13 protein-coding genes are annotated in these 14,574 nt (G+C 41.8%); 10 read left to right on the top strand and 3 right to left on the bottom strand.

Features of this window, described 5'->3' with window-relative positions; translation table 11 throughout:
- Position 1 precedes the first annotated feature (1 nt).
- The 5 genes from walK to JOC74_RS13265 all read left to right on the top strand — a co-directional run bounded on the left by walK (position 2) and on the right by JOC74_RS13265 (position 6,136).
- Positions 2-1,849, top strand: coding sequence for a cell wall metabolism sensor histidine kinase WalK (gene walK, locus JOC74_RS13285; protein WP_053605011.1), 1,848 nt, complete (start codon positions 2-4; stop codon positions 1,847-1,849).
- Positions 1,839-3,197: a YycH family regulatory protein gene (locus JOC74_RS13280; protein WP_053605010.1), complete on the top strand. Its 1,359-nt coding sequence runs from the start codon at positions 1,839-1,841 to the stop codon at positions 3,195-3,197. The genes walK and JOC74_RS13280 overlap by 11 nt, the downstream gene beginning before the upstream one ends.
- Complete coding sequence (locus JOC74_RS13275) at positions 3,166-4,038, top strand: two-component system regulatory protein YycI (protein WP_053605009.1); 873 nt, start codon at positions 3,166-3,168, stop codon at positions 4,036-4,038. Before JOC74_RS13280 ends, JOC74_RS13275 begins: the two co-directional genes overlap by 32 nt.
- Positions 4,039-4,053: 15 nt before the next feature.
- Entirely contained in the window at positions 4,054-4,848 is a 795-nt protein-coding gene (gene yycJ / locus JOC74_RS13270) for an exodeoxyribonuclease YycJ (RefSeq protein ID WP_053605008.1), read from the top strand.
- Between the two features lie 79 nt (positions 4,849-4,927).
- Positions 4,928-6,136 carry a S1C family serine protease gene (locus tag JOC74_RS13265; RefSeq protein WP_225970266.1) on the top strand — a complete coding sequence of 403 codons (1,209 nt, stop codon included), beginning with the start codon at positions 4,928-4,930 and terminating at the stop codon, positions 6,134-6,136.
- 193 nt (positions 6,137-6,329) lie between these two features.
- Here JOC74_RS13265 and JOC74_RS13260 read toward each other — a convergent pair whose 3' ends face one another.
- Positions 6,330-6,920, bottom strand: a complete 591-nt coding sequence (locus JOC74_RS13260; RefSeq protein ID WP_053605006.1) for an NAD(P)H-dependent oxidoreductase — start codon at positions 6,918-6,920, stop codon at positions 6,330-6,332.
- Positions 6,921-7,079: 159 nt separating this feature from the next.
- On the opposite strand from JOC74_RS13260, the gene JOC74_RS13255 reads away from it, so the two are divergent.
- The gene (locus JOC74_RS13255) at positions 7,080-7,415 is read left to right on the top strand and encodes a winged helix-turn-helix transcriptional regulator (RefSeq protein ID WP_053605005.1); all 336 of its coding nucleotides are present in this window, start codon (positions 7,080-7,082) and stop codon (positions 7,413-7,415) included.
- A gap of 81 nt (positions 7,416-7,496) precedes the next feature.
- Here JOC74_RS13255 and JOC74_RS13250 read toward each other — a convergent pair whose 3' ends face one another.
- A complete protein-coding gene (locus tag JOC74_RS13250; RefSeq protein ID WP_053605004.1) occupies positions 7,497-7,964 on the bottom strand; it encodes a MarR family winged helix-turn-helix transcriptional regulator in 468 nt (155 codons plus the stop codon).
- Positions 7,965-8,083: 119 nt separating this feature from the next.
- Here JOC74_RS13250 and JOC74_RS13245 point away from each other — a divergent pair, with 119 nt between their 5' ends.
- From JOC74_RS13245 to JOC74_RS13230, 4 genes are all read left to right on the top strand, one after another.
- The gene (locus tag JOC74_RS13245; RefSeq protein ID WP_053605003.1) at positions 8,084-9,604 is read left to right on the top strand and encodes an MDR family MFS transporter; all 1,521 of its coding nucleotides are present in this window, start codon (positions 8,084-8,086) and stop codon (positions 9,602-9,604) included.
- Positions 9,605-9,845: 241 nt separating this feature from the next.
- Positions 9,846-11,024: a M20 family metallopeptidase gene (locus tag JOC74_RS13240; protein WP_053605002.1), complete on the top strand. Its 1,179-nt coding sequence runs from the start codon at positions 9,846-9,848 to the stop codon at positions 11,022-11,024.
- Between the two features lie 23 nt (positions 11,025-11,047).
- Positions 11,048-11,242 carry a DUF3311 domain-containing protein gene (locus tag JOC74_RS13235; RefSeq protein WP_053605001.1) on the top strand — a complete coding sequence of 65 codons (195 nt, stop codon included), beginning with the start codon at positions 11,048-11,050 and terminating at the stop codon, positions 11,240-11,242.
- Positions 11,243-11,244: 2 nt separating this feature from the next.
- Positions 11,245-12,723, top strand: a complete 1,479-nt coding sequence (locus JOC74_RS13230) for a sodium:solute symporter family protein (RefSeq protein ID WP_053605000.1) — start codon at positions 11,245-11,247, stop codon at positions 12,721-12,723.
- A 62-nt stretch (positions 12,724-12,785) separates the two neighbouring features.
- On the opposite strand, the gene JOC74_RS13225 is transcribed toward JOC74_RS13230, so the two are convergent.
- Positions 12,786-14,237 carry an amidase family protein gene (locus tag JOC74_RS13225; protein WP_053604999.1) on the bottom strand — a complete coding sequence of 484 codons (1,452 nt, stop codon included), beginning with the start codon at positions 14,235-14,237 and terminating at the stop codon, positions 12,786-12,788.
- Between the last annotated feature and the right edge of the window lie 337 nt (positions 14,238-14,574).

Below are 14,574 nucleotides of genomic sequence, written 5' to 3'. Positions count from 1 at the left end.
TATGAACAAGGTTGGATTTTTTCGATCCATACATTTCAAGTTTGCCGCGATATTTGTGCTGCTTCTCGTCATTGCTATACAAATTATCGGCGTGTACTTCGTACGGCAGCTTGAAACTTCTCTCGTTAATACGTATAAAGATTCAACAAACCAATGGATCGACGTTCTTTCATATAATGTTGAACAAGAAATGAGCAAATCAAGAAATGAAAGCACACCGACTTTAGAAGAAGATATTAATCGGGTATTGGCCAATACCAGAAGAGAAGAAATCCTTGAAATACGCGTTCTTAATTCGTTCAGTGATGTCATTACGAAGTCCGACAGCACAAATTCAGATATCGTTGGGAAAAAAATAAGAGAGTCGATCATCAAAAATTTTCTCATCAATCCTGAGAAGACAAATAGTAAACAATATTATGACGACGAAAACGATCGAAGGGTACTCATCACAGTGACTCCAATTAAATCGAGGGAGTCTCAGGAAAACCTGGGTGCGATATATGTTCTTTCATCGATGGACAATGTCTATGGACAGATAACAACAATAAACGGGATTCTTGCCTCAGGTACGGGAATGGCGTTAGTCGTTACTGCTGCACTTGGAGTGTTTCTTGCGAGAACGATTACCCACCCTTTAACGGATATGAGAAAACAAGCAGTGGAGCTGGCCAAAGGGAACTTTTCACGGAAGGTTAAAATCTATGGCTTCGATGAAATCGGCCAGCTGGCAAGCTCGTTTAATCATTTGACTCATGAGCTGGAAGAGGCACAGCTGATGACTGAAGGCGAACGAAAAAAACTTTCGTCGGTTATTGCCTATATGACGGACGGGGTTATCGCTACGAACAGCAACGGCGCCATTGTTTTGTTAAATAGCCCTGCTTTGGAACTATTAAATGTTTCACGTGAAACTGCCTTGGAGATGCCGATTACGTCCTTGCTAGGGTTAGATGATCATTACACATTTGAAAACCTGCTTGAACTTCAGCAGGAGTCACTCGTATTAGAAATTGAAAAGGACGGAGACGTTTCTGTTCTCCGCGTAAATTTCTCGGTCATTCAAAAAGAACACGGAATCAACGAGGGTTTGATTGCTGTAATCTATGATGTGACAGAGCAGGAAAAAATAGATCAAGAGAGAAGAGAATTTGTTGCAAATGTATCTCATGAACTGCGTACGCCGCTAACAACGATCAGAAGCTACTTGGAAGCATTGGCGGAAGGTGCGCTTGAGAATAAAGACCTGGCTCCGCGTTTTTTAAGTGTCACTCAAAATGAAACGGAACGAATGATCCGTTTGGTGAATGATTTGCTTCAGCTCAGCAAGTTTGACAGCAAGGATTACCAGTTCAATCGAGAATGGATTAACTTTCCACGCCTGATGCTGCTCGTTATAGACCGGTTTGAAATGACGAAGGAGCAGCATGTTGACTTTATACGGGAGGTACCGATAAAAGAATATTACGTCGAAATTGATCAGGATAAGATTATCCAGATCCTCGACAATATCATTTCCAATGCATTGAAATATTCTCCCGAAGGCGGACATATTACCTTTAAGGTGAATGCGAATGAGCAGGAGCAGCTTCTTTATATCAGTGTAAAAGACGAAGGAGTAGGCATACCGAAAAAGGATATTGATAAAATTTTCGAGCGATTTTACCGAGTGGACAAAGCAAGAACGAGAAAGCTTGGGGGAACCGGCCTTGGTTTAGCAATAGCCAAAGAAATGGTACAAGCCCACGGCGGTGATATTTGGGCTGAGAGCGAAGAAGGGAAGGGAACAAAAATAACTTTTACTTTGCCATACAGGGAAGAGCTAGAGGATGAGTGGGATGAATCGTGAAACTCTGAAATCATACTTTTTGATTTTTCTGATATTAGTTAGCTGTTTTTTCACCTATAATATTTGGACTTATCAGCCGTTAAATCAGGCAACTGGTTCTGAGTCTGAGACGTCAGAGAAAGAAGTTATCAGTACTGAGAAAAGAGATTTGAGTGATTTAGTCAGACCTAATCAAATGTTTTTTCACAATAACGGATTGCACTACGGACTGAACCAATCTGATGATTTTGATAAAGTATGGGAAAAAATCAGAAAGTGGAACGTTACGAATACGAGAAATATTTCTGAATCAATGAACCAGGATGACATTAATTTTCCCTCATGGTTATATGGGGAAGACGGCAGCACGAAGCTTGTCCTTTCCTTTAGTGACGAACTCCCAATAGATCTTTTTCGATCATTGTTTCAATGGACGGACGAATCCTATGAAGCGAAATCATTTGATCAAATTGTTATTCCGAGTCTATCATATGACTCGAACAAACGAATTTATTTAGTTTCATCCTCACAGCAAGTTGTTATTGAAGCTACCGTTGAAGCGGCAGACTTTCAGAATTTGATGGCAGAAGTAGATAACAATAAACAAAACTATCCGACCTATTTTACGGAAGACCTTGAGCAAAAGCAGAAACAGTTTTTTTTACCAAATCAACCGTTGCACATGGACAGAAAGCTTTTTGCAACAAAGAACTATTCATCGGAAACTTTTAAAAGCGCGCTGTTTGATAATCTAAAATATGTGAAGCAGGAATCAGGCTTTAACAAAACACTTTTTACAGATGGAATCAAGTTGCTTCAGATTATCCCGAGTCAAAAACAGCTTCAATTCCAAAATCGGAAAATCACTCCGACAACAACCTTGCCTAGTGCCCAGCTTATTAGACGGAGTCTTGAATATTTAAACAGCCATGGAGGATGGACGGACAACTACCAGTTTTTTTATATGACGGACCGGCAGGAAGTTTACTTCAATATGGAAATGGACCACGTTCCGGTATTAAACAATCCTGATAATTCTTATGGCATCCCATCGATTGAATTGCAATGGTCCAATGAAGAATTATGGGATTATAAAAGACCGACCTTTAGTCTTGACGATATTCCGCTTGAAACAAACGATACGGAAATAATGAGCGGCAGTGAGCTCGTGAAGTGGCTTAAGGATCAGAGTATGTACAAGTTTGATGATATTGATCAGATTACGCCAGCATATATGTTATCTCCGAGTGAACAAGACCGTTATGTAGTAGCAACACCAGTCTGGTCACTGGTTCTTAAAAATGGTCAAATCGTTCTGCTTACGGAGAATCTAATGAATGAAAAGGGTGAAGGCAGTGGAGTGGAGTAAAACAACAACAATTTTCATCATTGCCTTCCTGATACTCGATATCTTTCTCGCAGTCGAATATTTTAAAAAGAAAGAAGAACGACCAGAAAATATTGTAAAAATGACCCGTCAGCAAGAAATGGAAGCTGAAGGAATAAAAAATTTGAAACGGCTGCCTACGACTGTAGAAAAAGGTTCGTACATTACCGCTCAAAGAAAGAGCTTTTCCAAGGAAGAAATAGAATCGTTAAGAAATCAAAAACCGTTAAATTCATTGAGTGAACCAAAAGAAGACAACCCTGTCAACGAACTCAACATGGGTCTCACGGCTCCGTATGCGTTAATAGAATCAGATCTTGCAAGCAGGGCAAACGAATTTGTCGCCAAGCAGCTATTAAACGGAAACAACTATAAGTTATGGAAGATAGATAAAGTAAGCAGGCAAATTATTTATTATCAAACCTATAATGGCCGAACACTCTTTGAAGGGGAGGGCACCGATGCCAATATGGGGAAAATTACGATTTATTATAATGACAAAAATGAAGTGACTGGCTACACTCAGTCTATGCTGACAGATATAAAAGAATTAGAGAATCCGGAGCCGATGTTATCAGCTTCAGAAGCCGTGAATGTGATTTACAGCCAAGGCCGTCTGCAGGAAAACAGTGAAATTATTGAATGGGAATTAGGCTATTATACGCAGTATCCGTTGCCCACATTTCGAAATCTGGCTCCCGCTTGGCGCATCGAAATTAAGCGAAAAGATGAAAATGGACAAGAAATATACGAGGAATTTATGGTTCACGCAATTGATGGTGAAATCATTAAAGGAGAAGTAAAGCAGAAAGAAAACGAATAATGGAGTGAGAGAAATATGAGCTTGCAATTCAGCGTGCTCGCGAGCGGAAGTACGGGGAACTCTTTTTATCTAGAGACCGAAGACCATGCATTTTTGGTGGATGCGGGATTAAGCGGTAAAGCGATGGAAGGCCTGATGAGCCAGATCGGCAAAAAGCTGGATCAATTAGACGGAATCTTTGTCACGCATGAACACAGCGACCATATCAAGGGACTTGGCGTCCTCGCAAGAAAATATAAGCTTCCGATTTATGCGAATGAAAAAACGTGGAAAGCGATGGAAAATATGATTGGCACTGTTCATTCAGACCAAAAATTTATTTTTCCGATGGAAGCAGTGAAATCCTTTGGCTCATTGGATATTGAATCCTTCGGCGTTTCACACGATGCGGCAGAACCGATGTTTTACGTGTTTCACTATGGCGGCAGAAAATTAGCATTAATGACGGACACGGGCTATGTCAGTGACCGGATGAAGGGGATCATCCGATCAGCAAACGCATTTGTATTTGAAAGCAATCATGACGTTGGAATGCTGCAAATGGGAAGATATCCGTGGAACATCAAGCGCAGAATATTAAGTGATGTGGGACATGTATCGAACGAAGATGCGGCGCTTGCGATGACGGATGTAATCGGAGATCAAACCTCGAGAATTTACTTGGCGCATTTAAGCCAAGACAACAATATGAAGGATCTGGCCAGAATGTCTGTCAAACAAACTCTTGCATCGAAAGGATTTGTGACGGGGGAAACGTTCGAACTGTATGATACCGATCCAAAGATACCTACCCCTTTAGTTGCCATATAAATTTTTTCATACGAATGACTATAATTCATCGAAATGATCACAATATAGGTAAACGTCTGGCCCAGAGAGGATGAACAGATTGGATACCTATAATCACAAATACATACCTGAAAAACCTCGGAGAAGCCGGAAGGGCTACTTTATCTCGAGTTTGATCGGGGTTATTATCGGAGCTATTCTTGTTCTGATGGCGCTGCCTTTTTTATCAAGCAGAGGCCTTTTGCCATATGATATGCAAACCGGCACGCAGCAAGTTGAACAAGACGCTTCAGAGCTCCCGGTCAGGTCAGTATCTGTCGATGTCAACAATGCAGTTACAGATGTTGTCCAAAGAGTTTCTGATGCGGTTGTCGGAGTTGTTAATATCCAAAAAACGAATATTTGGGATGAAAGCGGCGGAGAAGCAGGAACCGGGTCAGGTGTGATTTATAAAAAAACCGACGGAACCTCATATGTGGTCACAAATCACCATGTGATCGAAGGAGCGACCAATCTTGAGATCAGCTTGAAGAATGGGACTCGGGTAGGTGCAAAGCTGATCGGAAGTGACAGTTTGACCGATCTTGCTGTATTAAAAATCAATAACAGCAAAATAAAAGCGGTTGCTGACTTTGGAGACTCAGATAAAGTAAAACCTGGAGAACCGGTCATTGCGATCGGAAATCCGCTTGGACTGCAATTTTCCGGCTCAGTGACCCAAGGTGTGATATCAGGAACAGAGCGTGCTATCCCCGTTGATTCAAACAAAGACGGAGAGCCGGATTGGAATGCAGAGGTTCTTCAAACCGACGCAGCCATTAACCCGGGGAACAGCGGAGGAGCGCTCATAAATATTAATGGCAAAGTCATAGGCATTAATTCAATGAAAATTGCGGAATCAGCCGTCGAAGGCATTGGCTTGTCCATACCTGTTAATTTGGCTATTCCAGTAATCCAAGATCTTGAATCGTACGGAGAGGTTAGGCGGCCGTTTCTCGGAATTGAAATGAAATCACTCACTGATATTTCCAGCAACCATTGGCAGGAGACGTTAAAGCTTCCTCGAGATGTGACAAAAGGGATCGTCGTTATGGGCGTTGATCCGAATTCACCCGCCGGAGAGGCTGGGATGAAGGAGCTCGATGTCATCACCGAATTTGACGGAAAACCTGTGAACGATATTATTCAAATAAGAAAAGTTCTCTATAAAAAGAATATTGGCGATACCGCACAAATTCGTTTTTACCGTAATGGGAGTCAAAAATCGGCAAAAGTCACTCTCACTGAATCAAATGCGATAGGACGATAAAAAACGCGCAAGGAGCACGGTTAAGCTCTGCGCGTTTCTTTTTTAGAGCAGGCGATGCCCGCCGCCGCCTTGTCCAACTGTATCCGTAACGAAACGGTTTTTTAACAAGTAAAAGACAGCTTCAGCCACTACTTTCATCAGCCCCTTCATTGATTGCCAGTTTTACTGAAGCCAAACCAATTCCAGAGCTGTTTTATTTTGCAGCGTCAACGCTATCACCATCTGCTATTTTGATTGAAAATACCTCTTCTAAGTGGTGATCAAGTGCTTGTAAATATTGATCAATTGCCGGATTTGAGATGACATCATGCAAAGAGAAGGTTTTAAGCGGCTTCATCCCAACATATGCTTGAGTTTTGTGAAAATGGAACAACGCTTCATCGACATTTTTCCCCTCAAAAAACGAGTTCTCATCAAGAAACGCTTCGTTCGGTGAGTTCCAAGTCAAAGAAAGCATATATTTTTTTTCAGTAAATAGCCCTCCCTGTCCGTATTCATCCGAACCAGTGAAAAACACTCCATATTGATAGACCTGGTCAATATAAGTTTTAAAAGAGCCGGGAATGCTAAACCAGTATATCGGCGTTTGGAAAATCACAGCATCGGCCCACTCGAATTTTTTCTGCTCTTCACTGACATCATAACCATCTTGAATAACTGTAGTCTGGATTGAGTAAGTATCCTCCAGCCTTTCCGTGATACGAGAAAAAATGGTTTGATTTAATGTTCCTTTGGCTTGGGGAGGATAGACCTCATGCCCGTTTATAAGTAAAATGTTTTTCACTGTTTTGACCTCCTTTTTATATTAGCCTTCCCCTTCATTATTCGTCTATTACTTCCCTTTGTAAAGTAGTGATATATCATTCATATAATTTCATAAAAGAAAGTAATTGATATATAAGGATTTAAAAAGCTATAATTAAAAAGAAAAGAGGTGTGAAATGTGGAAGAAACGAAAATTATTCTTGAAAGAAGCGATGATGAACAATGCCCTATTGAAAAATCATTAACTATTATTAGTGCAAAGTGGTCATTCTTAATCATTCGGGAATTACTAATAGATGGGACATTGCGTTTTGGCGATCTGTTAAAAGGACTTGAGGGAATCAGTCCAAAAACGCTGTCCTTGCGTTTGCGGGAATTAGAGGAAAATAAAATCATCACTAGAACCGTATATCCGGAAATTCCCCCAAAGGTGGAGTACTCATTAACGGAAAAGGGAAAGCAGTTGGAGGGAATCTTGCTTGAACTGAAACGATTTGGATTAACATTGGAATAAAACGCTTTCATTTATTCACTCAAAATAGGCTTTATTTAAAAAAGGAGATTTTGGGATAAAATAGGCGAACGTCCTGTAAAATTATTCTCGTATCCTTTCGATTTCAGCATCAATTAGATCTGTTCCTTTTTTTAAAAAGTCAAAGATGATCTCAAGTTCTTCTGGTGAGTATTCCTTGCAAAGAGCAATTGTCGATTCAGATAAACCGGAAAACAGCTTTTTAATCGGTTGTCTAGATTCCTGCACGGGGACGATGATAACCCGCCGGCGGTCGTTCGGGTCATTTTCCCTTTTTACATATCCTGCGTTCTCCAAGCGGTCGACCAGTGCTGTTACTGAGCCTGTACTGAGCCCTGTCTTTTTTCCAAGCTCTCCTGCTGTCATAGGTCCGAATTCGATCAAAATATCAGCAGATTTTAAATCGGTATGAACAAGGCCGAGAGACTGGGCGGCCAATTGATGAAAAAGAATCATTCTGGTACTCAGCTTTCGAAAAAGACGGATTGTCGTTTCCTCAAATTGCTCATCATGTAAGTTTTTAGTTGACATTGCTCACCACACCTTATAGAATTTAGTTTGATCATCAAGATATTTAATTACTAAATTATTATTTTTATCTTATCAAATGTTTGCATAAAACGTAAGTGAAACGATATAAGGAGGATAAAATGGACCGAAAAGATTCTTCCAATAAACTGGTGGTAGCCGGACTATTGCTCGGGATTCTCATGGCTGCCATGGATAATACCATCGTCGCGACTGCGATGGGAGCGATCGTGTCGGACCTTGGAAGCTTTGATAAATTTGCCTGGGTAACTGCTTCATATATGGTAGCCGTTATGGCCGGAATGCCGATTTACGGAAAGCTTTCTGATATGTACGGACGAAAACGTTTTTTTGTGTTCGGGCTTATTTTTTTCTTGCTGGGCTCAGCGTTATGCGGAATTGCTCAATCCATGAATCAGCTGATCGTCTTTCGGGCAGTTCAAGGGATTGGCGGAGGCGCGCTGCTTCCGATCGCATTTACGATTATTTTTGACCTTTTTCCGCCTGAAAAACGCGGAAGAATGAGCGGATTGTTTGGCGGCGTATTCGGCTTATCCAGTGTACTCGGACCGCTTTTAGGCGCTCTTATTACCGATTCTGTCGGCTGGCATTGGGTATTTTATATTAACGTTCCAATTGGAATCTTTGCCTTATTTTTTATCATTCGTTACTACAATGAATCACTGGAGCATAAGAAACAAAAAATTGACTGGTGGGGAGCTATTACGTTAGTCGTCTCGGTTGTCTGCCTGATGTTTGCCCTTGAGCTGGGAGGCAAAACGTATGATTGGAACTCCGTTCAGATAATTGGCCTTTTTTCTGTATTTGCTATTTTTTTTGTGGCCTTTTTTATTGCGGAAAGAAAAGCGGAAGAACCGATTATTTCGTTTTGGATGTTTAAAAACCGTCTATTTGCTACCTCTCAGATTCTGGCTTTTCTGTACGGAGGAACGTTTATTATTATTGCGGTATTTATTCCGATATTCGTACAAGCCGTATACGGAAGCTCGGCCACGAGCGCTGGATTTATTCTGACGCCGATGATGCTCGGTTCCGTTCTTGGCAGTATGATCGGAGGAATCTTTCAAACAAAGGCGAGCTTCCGGAATTTAATGATTTTATCCGTTCTGGCCTTTTTTATCGGCATGCTTTTGCTCGGGAACATGAGTCCTGATACGGCAAGGTATATGCTGACAGTGTTTATGCTTGTGGCAGGCTTTGGAGTAGGATTTAATTTCTCCCTGCTGCCTTCAGCCTCAATGAACGACTTGGAACCGCGATACCGGGGCTCAGCCAACTCAACCAACTCCTTCCTCAGATCGCTTGGGATGACTCTTGGTATAACGATCTTTGGTACAATTCAAACAAATGTGTTTACGAATAAACTGGCTGATGCCTTTCGCGGGATGGGCGGAACAGGTCCTATGCAGGATATGGGAGATCCTCAGCAAATTTTCCAGCCTGATACACGGTCTCAAATTCCCGATGAAATCTTGAACCCGATTATTCAAGCGATGTCTGATAGTATCACGTACATCTTTATGCTGACGCTCGTACCAATTGCCATTGCCGCTGTCACCATTCTATTTATGGGCAATGCAAAGGTCAAAACATCGCAGGAAACGGCAGAAAAATCCAATTAAGTGAAGAAACAGCACAGGTTGTATACTTGTGCTGTTTTTTTAAAAGTGAAAGAAATTATACTGAAAATCCTAAAACAAAAAACGTTTTTATAAATGTATGCGTTTTAATACTGCAGAAGCTTTACTAAAATAGGAAAGTTCTAAATTTTTATTCTTGTTAAATTTTTATATGTTGTTTATCATTAGTAATTAACAAATAATTCTTTACTTACTGAAATATATGAAAAGGATGAAGGAAACCATGACAATCGCAAATGAACGGTCCAAATGGATTAATGAAGTTCGGCAGCAAGTCATTGATTGGAGACGGCATCTGCACGAAAACCCTGAGCTTTCTTTTGAGGAAGAAAAAACCGCCGATTTTGTATACAACACTCTCGAATCCTTTGGCGGGATTGAACTGTCAAGACCGACAAAAACGAGTGTGGTTGGGAAAATCAACGGGATATCTCCCGGCAAAATCCTAGCGATTCGAGCAGATATGGATGCTTTGCCGATTGAAGAAAAAACCGGCCTCCCGTTTGCATCAAAAAATCCAGGCGTCATGCATGCTTGTGGCCATGATGGTCATACATCGATGCTGCTTGGCGCTGCGAAAGTCCTTTCTGAAAACAGAACCGGCTTTTCCGGTGAAATTCGCTTGATCTTTCAGCATGGGGAAGAGCTCTTTCCAGGAGGAGCCGAAGAGCTTGTTGAAGCAGGCGTAATGGGTGGCGTTGATTTTGTGATCGGCACCCATCTTTGGTCTCATCTTGAGGTCGGAAAAATCGGTATCGTATACGGCCCGATGATGGCTTCCCCAGATACGTTTCTTATTACGGTGAAAGGGAAAGGCGGACACGCTGCTATGCCGCATAATACTGTAGACAGTATTGCCACGGCTGCCCAATTTGTTACCAATGTACAGCACATTGTCTCCCGAAACATCAATCCACTGAAGCCTGCTGTTGTTTCCGTTGCCAAATTTGTATCGGGTACAACCCATAACGTGATTCCAGGTACAGTGGACATCATGGGTACAGTCAGGACGTTTGATCCGGAAGTGAGAAAAGAAATTCCAATTCTCATGGAAAGGATTTTGAAAGGAATTACAGATGCCCACGGAGCAGAGTATGATTTCGAATATCAATTTGGTTATCGTGCCGTTATTAACGATCAAGACATAACCAAAATAATTGAAGAAATTGCTGTAGATGTATATGGCGAGGAAGCTATCGAACATATGGATCCTGCCATGATTGGTGAAGATTTTTCTGCGTATCAGCAAGTGGCAAAGGGTGCTTTCTTTTATGTTGGGGCAGGCAATGCTCAAAAAGGCATTACATTCCCTCACCATCATGAACGCTTTGCCATCGATGAGGATGCACTTGAAAAAGGAGTTTCATTATTCGTTCATTCAGCTTTTAAATTTCTAGAGTAAGAATTACAACAGGAGGTTGCTTCATGCACGCAATAAAATGGCTGGCTCTAGTTCCTCTCATTGGAATTATTGTTGGCGTTGTATTTTTTAACCAAGTAACACCGTTTATACTCGGCATGCCTTTTTTACTTTTTTGGCTAGTGATGTGGACGATATTGTCCTCTCTTATCATGGGAATTGTATTTAAATTCGACCCTGACAGTAAGGAGGACAAGTAACGATGAATATTGCGCTAATTATCATTTTCGGTGTAATTATCTTATCTATTTTACTAGGTATTCAAGCGAAAAAAGGTAAAGATATGGACCTTGAGCAATGGACAGTCGGCGGAAGAGGCTTTGGTTCTCTTTTCGTGTTTTTGCTGATGGCTGGAGAAATTTATACGACGTTTACGTTTTTAGGCGGAAGCGGTTGGGCCTATGGCAAAGGAGGACCGACGTACTATATTATTTCTTACGGGGCAATTGCCTACATCATGTCTTACTTTCTATTGCCGAAAATATGGCAGTATGCAAAGGATCATGATCTTCTGTCCCAATCTGATTTTTTCGTATCGAAATTTAAAAGCCCTTATTTAGGAGTTTTTGTATCTCTCGTCGGTGTTGTCGCGATGATTCCGTATTTTATCACACAATTAAAAGGGCTCGGGCTGATTGTATCGCAAGCTTCTTTCGGCAGCATTTCACCGACGGCTGCGATTTGGATCGGCGCGATAGCTGTAACGGTTTATGTTATGATTTCCGGGATCCACGGCTCTGCATGGACGGCGATTGCGAAGGATTTTTTAATTCTGGCTGTGGTTTTATTTCTCGGAATTTATTTGCCGCTTCATTATTATGGCGGCATTCAGCCGATGTTTGAAGCTATTCATGCGGCAGACAGTAATTTCTTGGCTCTTCCCGAACAAGGGCAAAGCTCATCATGGTTTATCTCGACCGTTCTTTTGACGGCATTTGGTTTCTATATGTGGCCGCATACGTTCGGTTCAGCTTATACGGCTCAAAACGCAAATGTTTTCCGTAAAAATGCAGCAATCATGCCTTTATATTCTCTTGTCCTTTTATTTGTTTTCTTTGTAGGCTTTGCCGCAATTTTAGAGGTTCCTGGCTTAACAGGAGGAGACACAGATCTTGCGTTGCTTAAAATTTCCATGCAAACCTTTGATCCGTGGGTAATCGGCGTGATCGGTGCAGCAGGAGTATTAACTGCACTTGTTCCGGGGTCACTGATTTTAATGTCGTCTGCCACGCTGTTGTCCAAAAATATTTACAAGGTGCTAAATCCTAAGGTCACTGACCAGCAAGTAGCAAAAACGGCTAAATTCCTCGTACCGGTCGTTGCATTGATTGCCGTGTACTTTACGCTAAACGGCGGGGAAACAATCGTCGCCTTGCTGTTAATGGGATATAGTCTCGTTACACAGCTTTTCCCGGCACTATTATTTAGTTTGATGAAAAACAATTTTGTCACAAAATACGGCGCCTTTGCGGGGATAGGTGCAGGAGTAGCGACAGTCGCCTTCACAACTCTTTCAGGGCACACGATCGGTACACTTCTGCCTTTCTTGCCGCAAGCCGTTAAAGACCTAAATGTGGGCATCATTGCGATGATTATAAATTTGGTTTTCCTTATCGGTGTCAGCTTGGCAACAAAACCTCTGTTAGCTTCGAAATCGTCTGAAGCTATGCTGGAAAGATAAAAGATTGAAAATCCATCCGATCAACTTCGGATGGATTTTTATTAAATGTTTCACATGGAACATTATAGATCTCTCAATTCAGGCGCATTTCGGTGCTTAGTTGCTTGCTCGTAGCCATAAGCAATTTTTAAAAGAGCGGGTTCTTCAAAGGCTTTTGCCGTAAAAGTAATTCCAAACGGTTTCCCCAGAAAGGTGTAGCCAGCAGGAACTGTTATCGATGGGTAGCCGGCTTTTGCAGCAATCTCACTGCCATAATCATCGGCAAAAAGTATGGCGTCAAGCTTGTGCTCATCCATTACGACATCAATGCCTTTTTCCTTTGCTCTCTTGAGGTCGTTCAAACGGTCCAATATATACTCAGTATCCGTCAGTGTTCCGCATTTTTCTTGAGATTCAAGCAAGATTTTTTGTCCAAATTGCAATGCCGACACTCTGTTTTCTTCGTTCCAAACAATGACATCCCGGAGAGAGTGAACCGGAAGATGCGGGGCAGCCTTCGATAAATACGCATTCACTCCGGCCTTGAATTCGTGAAACAGAACACTCGAATCCCACTCCAGCTCAGAAATGGTATCAATGTGAATGAGATCAGCCCCTTGTCTTTCAAGCTCATCAAGTGCATGTTCAAAAATTGAAAGCTCTTCTTCATTCAGTCTGAAAAAATGTTTCTTTTCAATCCCTATTCGTGCACCATGTAACCCGTCGTTTTGAAGACAGCTTGTATAATCAGCCAGCATTCGATCTTTGCCGACAGTTGTAGCTGGATCTTCAATATCTTCACCAGTTAACGCTCCGAGTAATAATGCGGCATCCCATACTGTACGAGCCATTGGCCCAGCCGTATCCTGGCTGTTGGCAATAGGGATAATCCCGGAACGGCTAATGAGTCCCACGGTAGGCTTAATGCCGACAAGGGAATTTTTACAGGACGGATTTAAAATACTGCCGCTCGTTTCCGTTCCTACTCCTGCCGCTGCCAAATTCGCTGCGATCGCCGCACCTGTACCGGCGCTTGAACCGCCCACATCAAACGTACGCGGTCCATAAGGGTTGAGAACCTGTCCGCCTCTTGAACTGTATCCGTTTGTCATATTGTATGCCATAAAATTTGCCCACTCCGTCATATTGGTTTTGCCAAGAATAACGGCACCTGCTTCGCGAAGCTTTTTGACAACAAATGAATCTGTTCGGGCGTAATGATCAGCCAAGGCTAGTGAACCAGCACTGGTATGCATCGAGTCATTGGTATCAATATTATCCTTAATCAAAATGGGAATGCCATGTAAAGGACTTCTTGCGCCATAGGCCGCTCTTTCTGCATCTAAGCTTCGGGCAATGTGAAGGGCATCCGGATTAAGCTCCATCACCGCATTCAGGTGTATCCCATTTTTGTCATAGGCTGCAATTCGCTCCATGTAAAGAATCGTCAGGGCTTCAGAGGATAGCTCCCCATTTTCCATTGCCTGTTGCATCATGTCGATCGTGGCTTCTTCGATTTGAAAGGATGATTTCATCTTTGTCTCCTCTTTTCATATGATTATGAAGTCAAGTCCTATCTGTTTCATCCAATAATACTGTATTAGCGATCGCCAATCATAAGAGTATTCGGCCGGACAATGTCTCCCATTTTCCTTGTGTTTTCCGGGCAATCCCTCCTTGTCGTCTGAAAAAACTGAAAATCTTACAATCTATTATATTATAAATGGTAGATATGAATCGCCTGAGTCGTTTCAGTTTTCACATTATTTAAACCTATTCCGCGTACAGGGCTTATCTTCTAATATCTCTTTTCTCACTTTCGATTGAAGGGACTCACATCTTGTTACTCCTAATACCAGTATAAACTGACTC

Source organism: Bacillus capparidis (assembly GCF_017832095.1).
Classification (GTDB): domain Bacteria; phylum Bacillota; class Bacilli; order Bacillales; family Bacillaceae; genus Bacillus; species Bacillus gobiensis.
This window is presented reverse-complemented; position numbering and strand designations above follow the sequence as displayed.